Origin of the sequence: Collimonas humicola (genome assembly GCF_018304945.1) — a bacterium.
GTDB lineage: Bacteria > Pseudomonadota > Gammaproteobacteria > Burkholderiales > Burkholderiaceae_D > Collimonas > Collimonas humicola.
On the sequence record NZ_JAGQEE010000014.1, the window covers coordinates 1 to 18,991 of the forward strand.

Here is an 18,991-nt window from a genome sequence, read left to right on the forward strand (position 1 = left end):
GTTGGCGATCGGCCGGCCTATCGGTATGGTCGCCTCAACCGCATCGATGGCAGCCACTTCGTAAGTCGTGGCGTAGGTCGTGGTTTCCGTCGGGCCGTAGCAGTGAATCAGGTGCTGCGGCTTGCCTGCCGCCAGCACGCGCGCAAAGGCGGCCGGATCGCAGCGCTCTCCTCCCGTCAGCAGGAAGCGCAGGCGGCGGAACGCATCCGGTACGATCGCCGCGCATTGATTGAACACCGCCGTCGTCAGGAACAGCGTGGTGACCCCTTGCTGTTCCAGCGCGTCGGCAAAGCGCAGCGGATCGAGAAAGATTTCCTTATCGATCACGACCACCCGCCCGCCATTCAGCAAGGCGCCCCAGATTTCCATGGTCGAGGCGTCGAACGCCGGATTGGCGGCGAAGGCGATGCGGTCGCCAGCGTCAAAGGCCGCGTAGCCGTTCTCCAGCACCAGGCGCTTGATGCCGCGATGCGGCACCAGCACCCCTTTCGGCTGCCCGGTCGAACCCGAGGTATACATGATGTAGGCAATCGTCTCGTCGTCGCCGCCCGGCGTCAGGTTGTCGGCGGCATAGGCGTTGGACGAGATCTGGTCCAGGTTGACCCTGGCCAGCGCCGCCTGTGCCGGCCAGCGGCTGTCGCTGAGCGCCAGCAGCACGCTCGCGCCACTGTCCTTGACCATGAAAATCTTGCGCTCGTCGGGCAAGGCCGGATCCAGCGGCACATAGGCGGCGCCGCACTTGAGGATCGCCAGTTCGGCGACAATCAGCGGCAGGCTACGCTCCAGCTGCAGCGCCACCCGGTCGTTGCGCCTGACGCCCAGCTGCCGCAGGTGATGCGCCAGCTGGTTGGCCTGGCGGTTGAGCTCGGCATAGCTCAACTGATGGGCGCCATGCACCGCCGCAACCGCATCCGGCGTGCGCGCCGCCTGCGCCTCGAACAGCTGCGGCAGCAAGGGCGCCGGGTACTGCGCTTGCGTGCCGTGCCAGGCCTTGGTGACCTGACGTTTTTCCTCGGCCGGCATGACATCGATGCTGTTGATGGCGCATTCCGGCGTCGTTTCCAGCGCCGTCACCAGCCCTTCCAGCGCCGTCTGCATGAAGCCGCACACCCGCATTGCCCCTACCGCTGGCGTAACTTGCGCGGTCAGAGCGAAATCGGCGCCCAGGTCGTCGACTGACAGGCTCAAGGGATAGTTGCTGCGCTCTTCTCCCGAGATCTGGGTAATCCCTTCCCAGGTCGCCAGTTCCTCGGGTGAGGCCTGGTCGAGCACGCTGTGACGGTAATTGAGCAGGGCCGAGAACAAGGGCTGCGGCGCTGCAATCGCGCTGGCCCGTTGCGCCAGCGCCAGCGAAGCATGTTCATGCGCCACCAGCTGCGCCAGCAATGCATGCGCATGCCGCACGCTGGCCGCCGCCCCCTGCGTACCGATATTGAGCCGCAGCGGCAAGGTATTGACCAGCAGGCCCATCATGCGGTCGGCGCCCTCGCCGCCCAGCATGCGGCCGAACAGCACCGTGCCGAACACCACATCGCTGCGGCTGGAAACCCGCGCCAGCACCAGCGCCCAGGCCAGGTGGCAGAGGCTGGCCGCACTCACGCCCAGGTGCCGCGCCTGCTGCCGCAAACGCTGCGACAGCGCCGCGTCGAGCCGCACATGGCTCTCTTCCAGGCCGCCGCCGTCGCCGTGCACTTCCAGCAAGCCGAATGGCGCCGTCGGTTCGTCGACATCGCCCAGCATCTGGCGGAAGAAAGCTTCATGAACCTCGATGTTGCCGCCCAGCCTGGCTTGCGCCACGTAATTGCGGAACTGCAGCGGCGCCGGCAGCTGCGCCTGCCGCCCCTGCAGATGCGCCCCGATCTCGGCGTGGATGACTTCCAGCGTGGTGTGATCGTTGATCAGGTGATGCAGCAGAGTCAGCAGCACCCAACGCTGCTGCGCGGCGTCATAGGCAAAGCTGGAGCGCATCATGGGCGCCTGCGCCAAGTCAAGACGCATATGGCGCGGGTCGAAACGCGCCCGCAACTGGCCGGCGACATCGCCATCTTCCGGATCCAGGATCAATTCTTCCCGCACCAGCGGCGCGCTGCGCCACACCACTTGCAGCGGCTCCGGCACGCCTTCCCAGATGATGGCCGTGCGCAGCACGTCATGCCGCTGTATCACGTCCTGCAAGGCCGACAGATAGCTCTCCAGCCTGTGCCGGGTATCGAAACCGATCATCCCCACCAGCAGGTAGGGATCGCCTTCCTTGGCCATCAGGTGATGGAACAGAACGCCTTCCTGCAAGGGCGCTAGCGGATAGATATCCTGCACATTGGCGGCGCCGCCAGGCACGCGTTCGACGACGCGCGCAATTTCCGCCTCGCTCAAGCTCACCAGCGGCAGCATCGCCGGCGTAATCCGTTCACAGCCGGATGGGATCAGGTTGGCAGGCACCGCCACCAGCGCGCTTTCCGCGCCGACAGACGCCGCCAGTCCGGCCAGCGTCGGCGTCGCGAACAGCGCCCTCACCTCGGCCAGCAAGCCTTGCCGGCGCATCTTCTCTATCAAGGCCACACCCAGCAACGAATGGCCGCCCAGCGAAAAGAAATTGTCGTGGCGGCCGATGCGCTCGATCTGCAGCAGCGACGACCAGATCGCCGCCAACGCGATTTCCGTTTCGCCCTGCGGCGCTTCATAGCTGCTCGCCGCATAGGCATCGCTTGCCGGCGCCGGCAGGTTCTTGCGGTCCAGCTTGCCGTTGACCGTCAGCGGCAAGGCTTCCAGCGTGACGTACGCGGCCGGCACCATGTAGTCCGGCAGATTGCGGCGCAGGTGCGTGCGCAGGGTTTCGGCATCGACTTCCTCGTTGATTACGATATAGGCCACCAGGCGCTTGTCGCCCGGCACGTCTTCGCGCGCGATCACCACCGCTTCGCGGATCGCCGCATGCGCCGCCAGCTGCGTTTCAATCTCGCCCAGTTCGATGCGGAAGCCGCGGATCTTGACCTGGAAATCGTTGCGGCCCAGGTACGTCAGCGTGCCGTCGGCCTGCCAGCGCGCCAGGTCGCCGGTCTTGTACAGGCGCGAGCCAGGCGCCTGCGAGAAACAGTCCGGCACGAAGCGCTGCGCGCTCAGTTCCGGCTGATTCAGGTAACCGCGGGCGACGCCGGCGCCGCCGATGTACAACTCGCCCGGCACGCCGACCGGCACCGGCTGCCCTCGGGAATCCAGCAGATACACGGAGAGATCCGGTATGCGCACGCCGATAGGACTGACGCCGCCGCATACGGTATCGGCAACGTCGATCGGCTGGTAAGTGACATGGACCGTGGTCTCGGTAATTCCGTACATATTGATCAGGCGCGTGGCGCTGCCCTGGTTTTGCGCATACCAAGGGACCAGGGTCGCCGGCTCCAGCGCCTCGCCGCCGAAAATCACATGCCGCAACTGGTGTGCTTCCGCACCGCTGCCTTGCGCCGCAATCAGCTGGCGGAAGGCGCTCGGCGTCTGGTTAAGGATGGTGACTTTCTCGCGGCATAGCAGGCGATAGAAATCCTCCGCCGAACGCGCTGTCTCCAGCGGCACCACCACCAAGCGGCCGCCATGCAGCAAGGCGCCCCAGATTTCCCATACCGAGAAATCGAAGGCGAAGGAATGGAACAGGCTCCAGACATCTTCCCTGCCGAAATGGAACCAGGCGTCGGTGGCGGCAAACAGGCGCGTCACGTTGCGATGCTCGACCATCACGCCCTTCGGCGTGCCGGTCGAACCCGAGGTGTAGATCACGTACGCCATGTCCGATGGCGCCAGATGGCTGCTGTCGGGATTATGTTTCGGGTATCCGCTCCAGGTCGGCGCCTGCAGGTCCAGCAGCGGCAGGCCAGCGGCAATCGTCGCTTTCACCTGCAGCCAGCCGCCTTCGATCCCTTCCTGTGTCAGCACGGCCCGCGGCGCGCTGTCGTTCAGCATGTGCGCCAGGCGATCCGCCGGATAGGCCGGATCCAAAGGGACATAAGCCGCACCCGCCTTCAGCACGCCCAGCAAAGCCACCACCATGGTCAAGCCGCGCTCGACGCAGATCGCCACCCTGTCGTCAGGCTGGACGCCGAGTTCGCGCAGGTAGTGCGCCAGCTGATTGGCCTGCCGGTTCAGTTCGGCATAGCTCAGCTGCGCTTGGCCGTGTACTACCGCCACTGCATCCGGCGTCTTTTCCACCTGGGCCTCGAACAACTGCTGCAGCAGAGGCGCGGGATAACCGGCCTGGGTCGCATTCCAGTCGCAGACGATCTGATGGCGCTCCGCCGCGGTGAGCAGCGGCAACTGGTCAATCGGGCAGTCTGCGCCTGACAGGACGGCATCCATCAGCAAGGCCATGCGGCTTTGCATGCGGACGATTTCATCGCGCGTGAAATGGCGCGTATTGTAGTCGAACACCACCAGCACATCCTGGTCCCTGTGAAAATCCTGGACCGATATGGCCAGCGGCGTCTGCTCGAATCCATGATCCAGCTCAACGCCGCTTGCCATCCCTGCTCCCATCGGGAAATCGGTATTGAATACCTCGAAGGAAAGCGAGACGTCGAACAGCTGGCGATAGCCGTTTTGCACGACGTTGTGCAGGCGGTTTATCTCCGCGATCGGGAAGCGCTGATGGCGGTAGCAGCGGCGCATTTCCTTGGCGACCGCCGCCATCGCATGCACGAACGGCTGCTGCCGGTCCAGCGCAAAGCCGACCGGAATGATCGACGAAAACATGCCAAAGGTATTTTTTTCACGCGCATTGCTGCGATTATGTACCGGCACGCCGATCACCACCTCCTCCAGGTCGACAACGCGGGCGAAATAGATGCTGGTCAGCGCCAGCATGAAATCCGAGCCGGAAAAGCCGTGCCCGGATGCAAACGCCGTCATTTTTTCAAACAGCGGACGCTGGATGGGCCAATATACCTGTTCGCTGGGAGCCAGCGTTTTTGCGGCGAGCGCACTGTCGCCGGCGACCAGCCGCGCCGGCAGCTGCGTGAAACGCTGGCGCCAGAATTCCTTGTCGAGCGCAAAACGCGAAGAAGCGAAATAGTCCTGGTCCTTGGCGATGAAATCCAGGTAGGACGGCGCAGTTTCCGCGACGGTGCTGTCCAGCCCCAGCAAGCGATTGTATGCTTTGGCGATGCTGACAAAACTCTGCGAGGTGCTGATGCCGTCGGCAACCAGATGGTGATAGCACAGCAGCCAGTAGTAACGCACAGGACTTACGCGTATCAATTCCATTTTCCACAGCAGCCCGCCATACAGATCGAAGGCTTGCTTGAATACCCGCTCCATATGTTGCCGCGCATGCTGGTCGCCATCGGCTGCACCGGATAAGTCCAGCACCGGCAAGACGAATTCCAGCGACGGCAACACCTGTTGCTGCGCCACGCCGCCGGCTTTGACCAGGGTCAGCCGGGATGCGTCGTTGGCCATGGCGAAATCGCGGATCGCCTGCTGCAGCAGCAGCGGATCGATGGCAGCGTCGATCTGCACCGCCAGGCCGATGTTGTAATAAGGGATGTCAGGATTGAGCATCTGATCCAGCCAGACCACCTGCTGCACGGAAGAGAGTTCGTGGACGGCCGCTGACGCGCCGTTGGGCAAGGAATTTGACACAGCTGTTGTTTCAGGCGAATTCGACATGGAAACCCTCTGGTAGCAATTAGCAATTGAAAATAAGGAGCGCAGTCAGCTCCCCAAAGCCGCGCGCCTGTCGGCGCCGGGATATGGCATTAAGTCGGCCTTAAGTCTGGAATTGAAGTTGAAGCGAGCTCTTAAGAAGCAGCGTCGGGAGCGACGGTTTTATTGAAGAGACGGAATGGACAGGGCTGCGGATGGATGGGCGTGCACATGGAATTCTCTTGGCATAGGAAACAAGATGGTTATGGACATCCACTGCAGCAACCGGCCTTCGACGGCAGCAATCAGAAATATGGCAATCGCCGTACTTTGCTGATTGCGGGGTAAAAGTCGTCACAGCGCTGCAGGTAGGATACGGTGCAACATAGTTACTTTACAGAACGCAACAAACGCCGAAACTGTCACTTTTTACAGGGTGTTGCAATGCGCAAAATCCAAGTAGACTGATCTGTCTTTTATCTCGCCTCGCCTGCTGGAGCGGCGGCCACGGCGCGCCCGATCGTTTGACAATAGATACGCCAGCCATGACCGAGATGAGCACAGAACTTGCGATGGGAAATACTGCCGCCGCCGATCAGGCCGGGCGGCCGCCGGCATTGCTGCATCGCGGCTTCCTGCTGCTGATGACAGGCTCTTTCGCTGCCTTCCTGGGGGAGCAGATGACCACTGTGGCCCTGCCCTGGCTGGTGTTGAAGCTGAACAACGATAGCGTGGCGCTGGGCCTGGTGCTGGCGCTGATGGCGCTGCCGAAAATCCTGTTTCTGGTGATCGCCGGCGTGCTGGTGGACCGCCATTCGCCGCGCGCCGTGCTGCTCTGCGCGCTGGCCGGCGGCGTCATCCTGCTCACGGGAGTGGGCACATTACTGCTGTATGACATGCTGGCGCTATGGATGATGTATCTGTTCGCCTGCGGCATGGGACTGGTGGGCGCATTCGCCATTCCGGCGCGGGTCGCCATGCTGCCCAGGCTGATCCACCCGCAGCAGCTGCAATCGGCGAATGCGGCGCTCATGGGGATCACCCAGGTGTCGCTGCTGGGCGGACCGCTGCTGGCCGGCCTGCTGGCGGCCTCAGCGGATGGACTGGGGCTGGTTTTCCTGCTCAATGCCGGCTGCTTCCTGCTCGCGGCGGTTGCTGTACCGCGCCTGCCGCCGCGCACGCAGGCTGAAGCGGCTCATCAGGCAACCGAGGTGCCGCTGCTTGCCACCATCATTCCTGCGGCAAAATGGCTGTGGTCCGATGGCGTGCTGAGGACGCTGATCAGTTACTGGACGGTTGTCACCCTGCTGGTGGCCGGCCCGGTCCAGGTCGGCCTGCCGCTATGGGTGGACCGCCAGCTGGGCGGCGGCGCCTCGGCCTTCGGGATACTGATTGCGGCCAACGGCCTGGGACAGCTGATCGGCATCGTCTTCTCCGGCCTGCGCGCCAGGAAAGTCGTTCATCTCGGCATTGCGGTCTGCCTGATCGATGGCTTGGCCGGCATGGCCGTGCTTGGCATGGGATTGACCCATATGCTGGAGATCGGCCTGGCGCTGATGGTGGTGGTCGGCATCGGCGCCGGCTATGTTCAGGTCGGCTTGTTCACATGGATACAACGCCGCATCCCGAGCGCGCTCCATGGCCGGGTGCTCAGCATACTGATGCTGATCCTGATCACCAGTGCGCCGCTGTCTGCCTTGATTGCCGGCTACCTGATTCGCTACGTCACGCCATCCCAGCTATTCATCTGCGGCGGCGCGGCGCTATCGCTGTTCGCCATGCTGATGCTGCTGCATCCGAAACTGCGGCAATTGCGCAATTGACAAACCCCGGCGCTAGTCGGCTTCGCTCAAGACATCGATCATGGGCGCCGGTTCCGGCACAGCATCGTCTGCGAGCCTGTCCATCCTGATGTATTCGATGTTGAGGGTGATCGCTTCGCTATAGCGCAGCACGAAGTAGTCGCCCTCGACCACGTAGAAACGCTCCAGCTCTTCCGCGATGCTGGCGCCGTCCGGCTTGTCGGCCGACAGCGGACGCCGCATTACCTTCTCCAGGATCAGGCGGTCCAGGCTGCCGTTGGCGTCGACAAAGAAATTGTCGAGGATGCCGGTGAACAGCACCGCCTGCCCGGCGACGTTGACGATGGCCGATACCGAGATCAGGTCCGGCCGCTGCTCTTCGTCGAAATCGGCGCCGGTCAGCAGGTAGTACCAGGGCGCCTGGTTGAAACGCAGCCAGGGAACATACCAGCCGGCGTTGGAACGGTCCAGGCGATAGCGCGTGATCATCAGCCGGAAAGCGTTCGGCACGATCCAGGCGCCGGCATACAGACTCAGGAAATAGGCGCAGATCCAGGAAAACTGCAGGGCGATGCCCTGGATCGCCTTGGCCTGGCTGGCGGCATCGGAAGACAGCAGCTCCAGCAGCAGCAAAGGCTGCAGGGTGCGCCCGAACAACCATGCCGAAGCCAGCAGCCAGAGCGGATGGAAAACGCAGTTCCACAGCATGGCTTCGGTGACAATCTGTCCGAACGGGGAATAATCGAGGGAAATGCGCTCGGCCCGCTTGAAGCGCGAACGGGCGATGAAACCGGGGAGCAATAGCAGGAAGACGATTAAGGCAGGTAGCGCTACGTTCATCGTACCGCTCAGGCGGCCTTGGGTACGACGGTGAGACGGTACAGGACGGTGCCCTCTTGCGCGGAATGCAAGCTGATCACATCGTCGGTGGCGACCGTGGTAGACAATGAAGGCTGGGAATTCTTGCTGGCCAGATAGGCGCGCAGCTGCAGCGTCGCGCTCGGATCAGCGAGAACTCTTTTGGCCAGTGCGCTCTTGAGTGCTTTCATAGTGTGTCCACTATGCCATAAAAAAGCATTTTTTGCATGTTGCCGCAGTGTCACTTTCTGGCGATGCTCGCCTTGTCTAACAACAGGATTGTTATATCTACATAACGAGATATAACTTTGGCGTATATAGGGTCACTGATAAAATGGCAAGCCTGACTGAATTTGTGAAGCAAACCTGTGATCCGCATCAAGAACCTGCATAAAACCTATCCGCTGGAACGCAATGCCAAAACCGCCGGCACTCCCGTCGCTGCATTGTCCGATATCAATCTGCATATCAAAAAAGGCGAAATTTTCGGCATCATCGGCCGCTCCGGCGCCGGCAAAAGCACCCTGATCCGCACCCTCAACATGCTGGAACGCCCTTCCAGCGGCAGCGTATCGATCGAGGGCGAAGACATTACCGCGCTGGACAACAGCGGCCTGCACCGGCTGCGCCAGCGCATCGGCATGATTTTCCAGCATTTCAACCTGCTCAACGCCAAGACCGTAGCCGCCAATATCGACTGGCCGCTGAAAATCACCGGCAAGTACACGCCGCAGGAACGCGCCGTCCGGGTGAGCGAGCTGCTGGCGCTGGTCGGCCTCAGCGAGCATCGCGACAAGTATCCGGCGCAACTGTCCGGCGGCCAGAAACAACGTGTCGGCATCGCCCGCGCCCTGGCCAACACGCCGCACCTGCTGCTGTGCGACGAAGCCACCTCGGCGCTCGATCCGGAAACCACCCAGGCCATCCTGCGCCTGCTGCTCGACATCAACCGCAAGCTGGGCCTGACCATCGTGCTGATCACGCACGAGATGCAGGTGATCCGCAATATCTGCGACCGCGTGGCGGTGATCGAAGGCGGCCGCATCGTCGAGAGCGGCGAGGTCGCCGAAGTGTTCCTCCATCCGCAGCACGCGGTGACGCAAAGCATGGTGGCCGAAAGCACGCCATTCTCCGCCGAGGCCGCTTTGCTGCCGCCGCCGACGGCAGCCGGCCATCCGCATCTGCGCGGCCTGCTGGTGCGCCTGACCTATGTCGGCGACATCACCTACCAGCCGATCCTGAGCAGCATCGCCGCCGCCACACCGGCCCTGATCACCATCCTGCAAGGGACCATCGCCCGCATCAAGGACACGCCCTACGGCCAGTTGCTGGTGGAAATACGTGGTGAAGCGGCCGATGTAGCGCAGGTTTTCACGACACTGGATCAACACAATATTCGTCACGAGGTCTTGGCATAATGGATTTCTCTCTCATCGATTGGGCCGACATCTGGCAAGCCACCTGGGAAACCCTGGCCATGACCGGCTTTTCCCTGCTGTTCACGATACTGCTCGGGCTGCCGCTCGGCATCCTGCTGTTCATCACCGGCAAGCGCCAGCTGCTGGAACAGCGCGGCATCTACCGCGTGCTGTCGCTGGTCGTCAATGTGCTGCGCTCGGTACCGTTCCTGATCCTGCTGATCGTGATGATCCCGGTCACGGTGCTGCTGGTCGGCACCTCGCTCGGCGTACTGGGCGCGATTCCGCCGCTGGTGCTGGGCACCGCGCCGTTCTTTGCGCGGCTGGTGGAAAACGTCTTGCGCGAAATCGACCGCGGCGTGGTCGAGGCTTGCCAGGCGATGGGCGCCAGCAAGCGCCAGATCATCTTCGGCGCCCTGTTGCCGGAAGCCCTGCCCGGCCTGATTGCCGCCACCACCGTCACCGCGATCGCCCTGATGTCGTATGCCGCCATGTCCGGCGTGATCGGCGGCGGCGGCCTGGGCGACCTGGCGATCCGTTTCGGCTACCAGCGCTTCCAGACCGAGGTGATGGTGACCACCGTCGCCGTATTGGTGGTGCTGGTGCAGGTGCTGCAGTTCTCCGGCGACCGCCTGGTGCAGCATTTCACGCGTAAATGAGCCGTCCAATCAAGTATCGCTAGCCCGTTGTCCCCGCGAACGCGGGGACCCATTTTCAGGTTCATCAACGTGGATTCCCGCGTTCGCGGGAGTGACGGCATTTATTAACTACGTTCTTGCATAAGCAGTCATTTTTTCAAATCCAAAAAGGGAGTTTATATGTCACGCAAATTTTCATTTTCGCTCGGCCTGGCTGCGGCCGTGTTGTCGACCTTCAGCCTGATCGCCGCAGCGCCGGCGCAAGCCGCCGACAAGCTGGTGATCGCCGCCACTCCGGTGCCGCACGCGGAAATCCTGGAGTTCGTCAAGCCGATCCTGGCCAAGGAAGGCGTCGACCTGCAGGTCAAGGTATTTACCGACTATATCCAGCCGGCGGTGCAAACCAACGAGAAGCGGGTAGACGGCAACTTCTTCCTGCACCTGCCCTACCTGAACGAGTTCAAGAAGAACCACAAGAACGACCTGGAAGTCGTGGTCGCCAAGGTCCACGTCGAACCGTTCGCCGGCTATTCGAGCAAGTACAAGAAGCTGGCCGACCTGCCGGACGGCGCTGTCATCGCCATCCCTAACGATCCGTCCAATTCCGGCCGCGCCTTGCTGCTGCTGTCGCGCCAGGGCCTGCTGAAGCTGAAAGACCCAAGCAACATTTCGGCGACGCAGAAAGACATCGTCGACAATCCCAAGCACCTGAAATTCAAGGAATTGGAAGCGGCCACCTTGCCGCGCGTGCTGAACCAGGTCGACCTGGCGCTGATCAACACCAACTACGCGATCGAAGCCAAGCTCAATCCGGTCAAGGATTCGCTGTTCATCGAAGACGCCAATTCGCCTTACGCCAACCTGCTGGTGGCGCGCGCCGACAACAAGGACAGCCCTGCCGTGAAGAAGCTGGCAGCAGCGCTGAATTCGGCGGAAGTGAAGAAGTTCATCGAAGAGAAATACAAGGGCGCGGTGGTTCCGGCATTCTGATCGCTCTGATGGCTGCAAAACAGCGATAACAAACCAAGCCCTCGCCATTTGCGGGGGCTTTTTGGTTTACACTGACTCTTTTGCAATTAAGAATTCCCCAACACCTTAGAGGCACATCATGGAAGAAAAAGTGGAAACCAATGCACCCCAGCGCGACGCCTTCCTGGAAGAGAAAGCGTTCAAGTCGCGCACAGTCTTGTTGTTCGGACAAATCAACGATGCGCTGGCGCGCGATGTCGTCCGCCAGCTGATCGCCTTGTCAGGCGAATCCAAGGATCCGATCAATTTCCTGATCTGCTCGCCGGGCGGCCATGTGGAATCGGGCGACGTGATCCATGACGTGATCCGCTTCATCGACGCTCCTGTCAACATGATCGGCAGCGGCTGGGTCGGCAGCGCCGCGGTCAACGTATTCCTGTCGGTGCCGAAAGAACGCCGCTTCTGCCTGCAAAATACGCGCTTCCTGATCCATCAGCCAAGCGGCGGCGTCGGCGGCCAGGCTTCCGATATCGCTATCCAGGCGCGTGAAATCATCCGCGTGCGCGAAAGAATCGGCGCCCTGATCGCCAAGGAAACCGGCCAGAAGCTGGAAAAAGTGACGGCAGACATCGACCGCGATTTCTGGATGTCGGCACCGGAAGCCATCGAATACGGCCTGGTGTCGAAATCCATCGTCAGCGCCAAGGAAGTTGCCTGACAGCGCCAAGGCATGGGCATGACGACCGCTTAAGGTCCGGTTAACGGCAAGAGGGGGCGAGTAAATGATTTACTCGCCCCCTCTTTCGTTATGCCTGAAGCTTACGCCGCCTTGCGTTCCAGCTCTACCGTCTCACGCAAACGCTTGGCCGCCAGCACCATGTTTTCCAGCGCCTCGTAAGTCTCCGGCCAGCCGCGCGTCTTCAGGCCGCAATCCGGATTGACCCACAGCCGCGCATCAGGAATCACGCCGCGCGCCTTGCGCAACAGGCGCTCCATTTCGTCGACCTGCGGCACGCGCGGCGAGTGGATGTCGTAGACGCCGGGGCCGATGTCGTTGGGATAGGCAAACTCGCCGAAGCCATCCAGCAGCTCCATGTCCGAGCGTGAAGTCTCGATGGTGATGACGTCGGCATCCATGGCGGCGATCCACGGCAGGATGTCGTTGAACTCCGAATAGCACATGTGCGTGTGGATCTGCGTTTCGTCGCCGACGCCTGCGGCGCTGATCTTGAAGGCACGCACCGCCCAGTCGAGGTAATGCGGCCAGTCGCGCGATTTCAGCGGCAAGCCTTCGCGGAACGCCGGCTCGTCGATCTGGATCATGCCGATATTGGCCTTTTCCAGGTCGCAGACTTCGTCGCGCAAAGCCAGGGCGATTTGCAGCGCCGTGGTCTCGCGCGGCTGGTCGTCGCGCACGAAGGACCATTGCAGCATCGTCACCGGTCCGGTCAGCATGCCCTTCATCGGCTTGGCTGTCAGGGTCTGGGCGAACTGGCTCCAGCCGACTGTCATTGCTTCAGGACGATAGACGTCGCCGTAGATGACCGGCGGCTTGACGCAGCGCGAACCGTAGCTCTGCACCCAGCCGTTGGCGGTGAAGGCGTAGCCCCACAGCTGTTCGCCGAAGTACTCGACCATGTCGTTACGTTCCGGCTCGCCATGCACCAGCACGTCGAGGCCGAGCTCTTCCTGTTTTTTGACCACGACGCGGATTTCTTCGCGCATCTTGTCGAGGTAGTCCAGGTGGCCGATCTCGCCACGCTTGTAGGCGGCGCGCGCCTGGCGGATTTCGGCGGTTTGCGGGAAAGAACCGATGGTGGTGGTCGGGAATGCCGGCAGCTGCCATTTCGCTTGCTGCTTGGCGATGCGGGCATCGAAGGCGGCGGAGCGCTCGGCATCGGCCGCGGTCACCGCCGCCAGGCGTTTTTGCACCAGCGGATTGTGGATGCGGCTGGAGCCGCGGCGGCTGGCCTGGGCCGCACGCGAAGCCACGAATTGCGCTTCGACCGCAGCGGCATTGCCGTTGAGCGCCTGCTTGAGGGCGACGATTTCCGCCAGCTTCTGGGTGGCGAACGCCAGCCAGCTTTTCAATTCATCGTCGAGCTTGGATTCATTGGCGAGGTCGACCGGCACGTGCAGCAGCGAGCAGCTGGAAGCGACCCACAGGCGGTCGCCGAGTTGCGCTTGCAGCGGCTTGAGTTTGGTCAGCACCTGGTCAAGGTCGGTACGCCACAGGTTTCGGCCGTCGACCACGCCCAGCGACAGCACCTTGTCTTGCGGCCAGCCGGCCGCGATCTGCTCCAGCTGGCCGGCGCCGCGCATCAGGTCCAGATGGACGCCGGCCACCGGCAGCGAGCGCAGCAGCTCGGCGTGTTCGCTGACTTCGCCGAAATAGGTGGTCAGCAGCAGAGCCGGCGCCGCGCTGTTCAGTTGTGAATAGACCGGCGCAAAAGCGTTGCGCCAGGCGGCGTCCAGTTCCAGCGCCAGGATAGGTTCATCGATCTGCACCGACTCGATGCCGGCGGCGTGCAGACGCTGCAGCAACTGCTGATAGCCGGCCACCACTTTCGGCAGCAGATCCAGCTTGTGGCTGAGGCTGGACTTGATCTTGCCCTGGTACAGCAAAGTCAGCGGCCCGACCAGCGCTACTTTCACCTTGTGGCCGAGGGCGCGCGCTTCCGCGATTTCATCGTGCAGCCAGTCGACGCCGCCGTTGAACTGCAGGTCGGCAGTCCATTCCGGCACCAGGTAGTGATAGTTGGTGTCGAACCACTTGGTCATTTCCATGGCGAAGTGCTGCTTGCTGCCGCGCGCCAGGATGAAATATTCGGCCAGGGTCAGCTGTTTCGGATCGAAGCCGAAACGGCTAGGGATAGCGCCCAGCAATGCCAGCGTGCCGAGGACCTGGTCGTACCAGGCGAAGTCGCCGACGGTGACAAAATCGAGGCCGGCGTCGGCCTGGGCTTGCCAGTGGCGGGCGCGCAAGGTGGCGCCGGCGGCGCGCAATGCCGCCTCGTCGGATGCGCCCTTCCAGAACGCTTCCTGGGCGAACTTCAGTTCGCGGTGAGCGCCGATGCGCGGAAACCCTAATACGTGTGCCAATGCCATCTCTGTCTCCAATAAAAACATGTTCGATGACTCGCATCTTGGGCCAGCTTGGATTATGATTCAAACGATAAATATTAAGAATCAACTTGAATTTTACTCATACAGCTATTTTTTGATCCTTCTCGCAACCATATTGGCAACCTCATTGGCAACCATATGCAATCCATCCTCGAATTACGCCACCTGAAAACCCTGCATGCCCTGCGCGAGGCCGGCAACCTGCTGCGCGCGGCCACGCTGCTCAATGTCACTCAGTCGGCGCTGTCGCACCAGATCAAGCAGCTGGAAGACCATCACGGCACCACCTTGTTCGAGCGGAAATCGGTGCCGGTACGGTTTACCCCGGCCGGTGAGCGGCTGCTGAAACTGGCCGATGCGGTATTGCCGCAAGTGGCGGAAAGCGAGCGCGACCTGGTGCGCATGGCGCAAGGCGTGGCCGGTCAGCTGCGGATCGCGGTGGAATGCCATACCTGCTTCGACTGGCTGATGCCGGCCATGGATATCTTCCGCAAGCGCTGGCCGGAGGTGGAACTGGATATCGTTTCCGGCTTCCAGGCCGATCCGGTCGGGCTGCTGTATGAACATCGCGCCGACGTGGCGATCGTGGCGGAAGTCGACCCCGATGAGAAAGTCGATTACCACGCCCTGTTCAGCTTTGAAATCGTGGCGCTGGTGGCGCACGACCATCCACTGGCGGCCAAGGAATATCTGGTGGCGGAAGATTTTGCCGGCGACACCCTGATCACCTATCCGGTGCCGGACGACATGCTGGACGTGGTCCGGCAGGTGCTCAAGCCGGCCGGCATCCAGACCGCGCGCCGCACCACCGAACTGACGGTAGCGATGCTGCAGCTGGTCGCCAGCCGCCGCGGCATCGCCACCCTGCCGATCTGGGCGGCGCAGAATTACCTGACGCGCGACTATGTGCTGGCCAAGAGAATCACCGCCAAGGGCCTGACCGGACGCCTGTATGCGGCCTGCCTGCCCGAGGTGTCGCAGCAGCCCTACCTGGTCGACTTTGTCAGCACTACGCGCGAGAGCTGCTACGTCAATCTGCTGAGCGTGGAATTGCTTTGATTGCTGCGGTTACGACTAGCGACTAGCGGCTAGCGATCGCACTGCAGGTAGCCGTTGATATTGCTGAAGCTGCCGCTTCGGCATGAGCGCAGGGAGATTGAAGACCGTATCCTGCTATTGTCCCTGCCGCCGCAGGTTGCTTCCAGCACGCCGCCCCGGATCCCGATTTCCGAGCAGGACTGGAGGTAGCTTCCTGGCGGCAAATCTCTGTTGGAACCGCCATAGTCACGACCGCCTCCGCCCATGCACTGCAGGTTGCCGTTGATATTTTCAAAACTGCCGCTGCGGCAGGAAGACAGGGGAATGGCCGTCCTTCTGCCGCCATTGTCGCCGCCGCAAGTGGCTTCCAGCATGCCGCGCCGCACCACGATATCGCGGCAGGAATCGCGGTAGCTGCCGGGCGGCGCCCAATTGTCGCCGCCATAACGGTTGTCGTCGCGGTCACCGTAGCGGTCGTCGCGCCGGTCGCCGTACGAGGGAGAGTCGCCATAGCCGCCAAAAGCGACAACCGGGGCATTGCCATAGTAGCCGGGAGCGGCAGGCTGATACTGGGTATAACCGTCGTTGTAAGGACTTGCAGCACAGGCGGCGAAAGCGCCGCAGGCAATTACCATCAGCATGGATTTGATTTTCATTTTTTCTCCTTCAACGAAACATCTTGCAATCCCACGATTATACTTCGGCAAAACAGGGCCTCCCCCCGCGTTTACCGGTATTTCCCCCCTCTATTTCGTAGGGACCCGTACCCCCTCCCTCCCGCCAGGCGTCCGCAGGCAAGCTTCCCGAACATTCTTTCCTGTAAGAAATAACAGCTATTTCGACAACAGAAATCCGAGTATGTTGCCACATGGCATTTCATTTTGTAACAATACGTAACTTATGTTAGTGATTGTTACAAATGAGAGCCATCGCAGGAATCCTGGCCGCCGGCAGCTCTTTGCATGGATTGCAGCAATGACATCGGCAACAACGGTGTCGTTTTAGCAAATGCTTGAGCTGGAGGCAGTGGGCGCCCTGGATTGCCGGTAGTGTTTTTGTTCGCGAAGTATCTGGTCACCTTATGTCTTATCCACGCATCAATTTCAAGAGAGTGAGATACCATGAAACCAGCATTACGTCACGTCGAAGGCCCGTTGTTTCTGTCGCTGCTGCTGGCGGCAAGCTCAAGCGCAATCGCAGCCGACCGCATTGATCTTGAGAGCTACACCCCGCAAGTGCAAGCCGCCAAACAAGGCGGCCAGGTCAGCGTCCAGGCTTTGCTAGGGCTCAGTTCCGACGAACTGAAGCCTCTCCGCAGCCAGAACTACGCCAATGGCAAGGTGGTCACCCGCTATCAGCAATTTTTCCAGGGCGTGCCGGTATGGGACCAGGCCATCGTCGAGCAGCGCTCGGCCAGCCAGGCGCAGCCGGCGATGTCCGGCGTCCTGCTGCGCAATATCGCGAACGACCTGCCGAGCGCCAAGCCGGCCTATGCCGCCGCCGACGTGCTGCTGCAAGCCAAGGCCATCTCCCGCGCTGCCGTCACTGAAAACGAGCAAGCCAAGCTGTACGTGCAGCTGGGCCAGAACAATGTGGCGCAGCTGATCTATGTGGTGTCGTTCGTCAACAAGAGCGCCGCCAAACCCAGCCGTCCCTACTACATCATCGACGCCAACAGCGGCGCCGTGCTGAAGCAATGGGAAGGCATCACGCATTACGAAGCCAGCGGCCCCGGCGGCAACGCCAAGACCGGGCAATACGAATACCAGCCGGGCGGCAAATACGGCCCGCTGGTTGTCGACAGCAACTGCAACATGGTCACCACCAACGTAGTGACGGTCGATCTGCAAAACGGCAGCAGCGGCAGCACGCCCTTCCATTTCACCTGCCCGCGCAACACCTACAAGGCTGTCAACGGCGCGTTTTCGCCGCTCAACGATGCCCATTACTTTGGCAATGTGGTGTTCAATATGTACCGCGACTGGCTCAGCCTGCGTCCTATCAGCCAGACCCTGTACATGAAGGTCCACTACGGCAGCAATTATGAAAATGCGTTCTGGGACGGCAGCGCGATGAATTTCGGCGACGGCGCCTCGACCTTCTATCCGCTGGTGGCGCTGGACGTTTCCGGCCATGAAGTCAGCCATGGCTTCACCGAGCAGAATTCCGGCCTGGTGTATAGCGGCATGTCAGGCGGCATGAACGAAGCCTTCTCCGACATGGCCGGCGAAGCCGCTGAAAACTACATGAAGGGCACCAACGACTTCCTGGTCGGCACTGACATCTTCAAGGCCAGCGGCGCGCTGCGCTACATGGCCAATCCGACCCAGGACGGCCGTTCGATCGATAACGCGAAAAACTACACCAGCAGTCTCGACGTCCACTACAGCAGCGGGGTCTACAACAAGGCCTTCTACCTGCTGGCGACCACGGCCGGCTGGAGCACCCGCAAGGCCTTCGAGGTGATGGCCGACGCCAATCACCTGTACTGGACCGCCAACAGCACCTTTAACCAGGGCGCATGCGGCGTCGAAAAAGCCGCGGCTAACCGCGGCTACCAGGTGGCCGACGTGACTGCCGCTTTCAAAGGCGTTGGCGTCAGCTGCAGCGGCAGCAGCGGCAACGTCCTGGTCAAGGGTGTGCCGGTGAACGGCATCAGCGTGGCCAGCAGCGGCAGCAATGTGTACAGCATCGCGGTTCCTGCCGGCGCCCGCAACCTGAGCTTCCAGCTGTCCGGCGGCAGCGGTGACGGCGACATCTATGTCAAGCTGGGTGCAACGCCTAGCACCAGCACCTACGACGCCAAATCCGACGGCAGCACCAACGCCGAAAGCGTCATCATCGGCGCACCCGGCGCAGGCACCTACTACCTGCTGCTGAACGGCTACCGCGCTGTCAGCGGCGCTTCGCTGGTGGCGGATTACCAGTAAGCCGGTAAAGCAGCAACGCATGACCGTTCTTGGCATGCAGCCGTAAGTACTCCGTAGTCCGTCAAGCGGGGTCAGAGTAATTTTCGCAAAAGGCCGCGAAAAAAACTCCGACCCCGGTTGACTGCGCGGGGGTTGATTTTGACGTTGACGTTGGGGTTGCTTTTGAATTCCGCATGCTGACGTTGCCAAATGAGCCGTGCGGTCGCCTTTCTTTGCTTACTTTCCGGCGCCCGGCCAGGGGCGAAGCAAAGAAAGTGAGCGGCTGCCGGGCCGCTCCCGGCTTGTATCCACGGAGTAAAAAACGTCTTACTTACACACCGACCGTTCTTGGAATGCAGCCGCACGTACTCCGTAGTCCGTTAAATAGGGTCGGAGTAATTTTCGCAAAAAGCCGCGAAAAAAAACTCCGATCCTATTTAACTACTTTGCCGTTACTTTTGAATCATGATGACCGAATGCTCGATCAGGCTTTCGGCGCCGGCACCTACTATCTGCTGTTGAATGCCTACCGCGCTGTCAGCGGCGCTTCGCTGGTGGCCGACTACCAGTAAGCGTGCCGTAAAAAGCCCGGTCCGCCTGCT

Annotated in this window: 12 protein-coding genes; 7 read left to right on the forward strand and 5 right to left on the reverse strand. The window is 61.4% G+C overall.

Features of this window, described 5'->3' with window-relative positions; genetic code table 11:
* Positions 1 to 5,628, reverse strand: a 5,628-nt coding sequence (locus KHU30_RS24835; protein ID WP_211445269.1) for a non-ribosomal peptide synthetase, incomplete at its 3' end; no start/stop codon positions are given.
* Positions 5,629 to 6,185: 557 nt separating this feature from the next.
* Between KHU30_RS24835 and KHU30_RS24840 the strand changes: the two genes are divergently transcribed.
* On the forward strand, positions 6,186 to 7,454 hold the full coding sequence (locus KHU30_RS24840; protein WP_211445270.1) for an MFS transporter: 1,269 nt from the start codon (positions 6,186 to 6,188) through the stop codon (positions 7,452 to 7,454).
* Between the two features lie 12 nt (positions 7,455 to 7,466).
* Here KHU30_RS24840 and KHU30_RS24845 read toward each other — a convergent pair whose 3' ends face one another.
* Together KHU30_RS24845 and KHU30_RS24850 are read right to left on the reverse strand one after the other, a co-directional pair.
* A complete protein-coding gene (locus KHU30_RS24845; RefSeq protein WP_211445271.1) occupies positions 7,467 to 8,273 on the reverse strand; it encodes a hypothetical protein in 807 nt (268 codons plus the stop codon).
* Positions 8,274 to 8,281: 8 nt separating this feature from the next.
* Positions 8,282 to 8,482: a hypothetical protein gene (locus KHU30_RS24850; RefSeq protein WP_061939601.1), complete on the reverse strand. Its 201-nt coding sequence runs from the start codon at positions 8,480 to 8,482 to the stop codon at positions 8,282 to 8,284.
* 177 nt (positions 8,483 to 8,659) lie between these two features.
* Here KHU30_RS24850 and KHU30_RS24855 point away from each other — a divergent pair, with 177 nt between their 5' ends.
* From KHU30_RS24855 to KHU30_RS24870, 4 genes are all read left to right on the forward strand, one after another.
* Positions 8,660 to 9,709, forward strand: coding sequence for a methionine ABC transporter ATP-binding protein (locus KHU30_RS24855; RefSeq protein WP_211445272.1), 1,050 nt, complete (start codon positions 8,660 to 8,662; stop codon positions 9,707 to 9,709).
* A complete protein-coding gene (locus KHU30_RS24860) occupies positions 9,709 to 10,368 on the forward strand; it encodes a methionine ABC transporter permease (RefSeq protein ID WP_211445273.1) in 660 nt (219 codons plus the stop codon). The genes KHU30_RS24855 and KHU30_RS24860 overlap by 1 nt, the downstream gene beginning before the upstream one ends.
* 159 nt (positions 10,369 to 10,527) lie before the next feature.
* Entirely contained in the window at positions 10,528 to 11,337 is an 810-nt protein-coding gene (locus KHU30_RS24865; RefSeq protein ID WP_211445274.1) for a MetQ/NlpA family ABC transporter substrate-binding protein, read from the forward strand.
* 118 nt (positions 11,338 to 11,455) lie between these two features.
* Positions 11,456 to 12,034, forward strand: coding sequence for an ATP-dependent Clp protease proteolytic subunit (locus KHU30_RS24870; RefSeq protein WP_211445275.1), 579 nt, complete (start codon positions 11,456 to 11,458; stop codon positions 12,032 to 12,034).
* A gap of 101 nt (positions 12,035 to 12,135) precedes the next feature.
* Here the strand turns inward: KHU30_RS24870 and metE are convergent, their stop codons facing one another.
* Complete coding sequence (gene metE / locus KHU30_RS24875; protein WP_211445276.1) at positions 12,136 to 14,424, reverse strand: 5-methyltetrahydropteroyltriglutamate--homocysteine S-methyltransferase; 2,289 nt, start codon at positions 14,422 to 14,424, stop codon at positions 12,136 to 12,138.
* Positions 14,425 to 14,580: 156 nt separating this feature from the next.
* On the opposite strand from metE, the gene KHU30_RS24880 reads away from it, so the two are divergent.
* Entirely contained in the window at positions 14,581 to 15,501 is a 921-nt protein-coding gene (locus KHU30_RS24880; protein WP_061939591.1) for a LysR family transcriptional regulator, read from the forward strand.
* A 29-nt stretch (positions 15,502 to 15,530) separates the two neighbouring features.
* Here the strand turns inward: KHU30_RS24880 and KHU30_RS24885 are convergent, their stop codons facing one another.
* On the reverse strand, positions 15,531 to 16,136 hold the full coding sequence (locus KHU30_RS24885) for a CVNH domain-containing protein (protein WP_211445277.1): 606 nt from the start codon (positions 16,134 to 16,136) through the stop codon (positions 15,531 to 15,533).
* Between the two features lie 465 nt (positions 16,137 to 16,601).
* Between KHU30_RS24885 and KHU30_RS24890 the strand changes: the two genes are divergently transcribed.
* Positions 16,602 to 18,410, forward strand: a complete 1,809-nt coding sequence (locus tag KHU30_RS24890; RefSeq protein WP_211445278.1) for a M4 family metallopeptidase — start codon at positions 16,602 to 16,604, stop codon at positions 18,408 to 18,410.
* Positions 18,411 to 18,991 lie beyond the last annotated feature (581 nt).

Coding starts and splice junctions, on each gene's coding strand:
- KHU30_RS24840 (WP_211445270.1), top strand. CDS start 6,186: ATGAGCACAGAACTTGCGATGGGAAATACTGCCGCCGCCGATCAGGCC.
- KHU30_RS24845 (WP_211445271.1), bottom strand. CDS start 8,273: ATGAACGTAGCGCTACCTGCCTTAATCGTCTTCCTGCTATTGCTCCCC.
- KHU30_RS24850 (WP_061939601.1), bottom strand. CDS start 8,482: ATGAAAGCACTCAAGAGCGCACTGGCCAAAAGAGTTCTCGCTGATCCG.
- KHU30_RS24860 (WP_211445273.1), top strand. CDS start 9,709: ATGGATTTCTCTCTCATCGATTGGGCCGACATCTGGCAAGCCACCTGG.
- KHU30_RS24865 (WP_211445274.1), top strand. CDS start 10,528: ATGTCACGCAAATTTTCATTTTCGCTCGGCCTGGCTGCGGCCGTGTTG.
- KHU30_RS24870 (WP_211445275.1), top strand. CDS start 11,456: ATGGAAGAAAAAGTGGAAACCAATGCACCCCAGCGCGACGCCTTCCTG.
- metE (WP_211445276.1), bottom strand. CDS start 14,424: ATGGCATTGGCACACGTATTAGGGTTTCCGCGCATCGGCGCTCACCGC.
- KHU30_RS24880 (WP_061939591.1), top strand. CDS start 14,581: ATGCAATCCATCCTCGAATTACGCCACCTGAAAACCCTGCATGCCCTG.
- KHU30_RS24885 (WP_211445277.1), bottom strand. CDS start 16,136: ATGAAAATCAAATCCATGCTGATGGTAATTGCCTGCGGCGCTTTCGCC.
- KHU30_RS24890 (WP_211445278.1), top strand. CDS start 16,602: ATGAAACCAGCATTACGTCACGTCGAAGGCCCGTTGTTTCTGTCGCTG.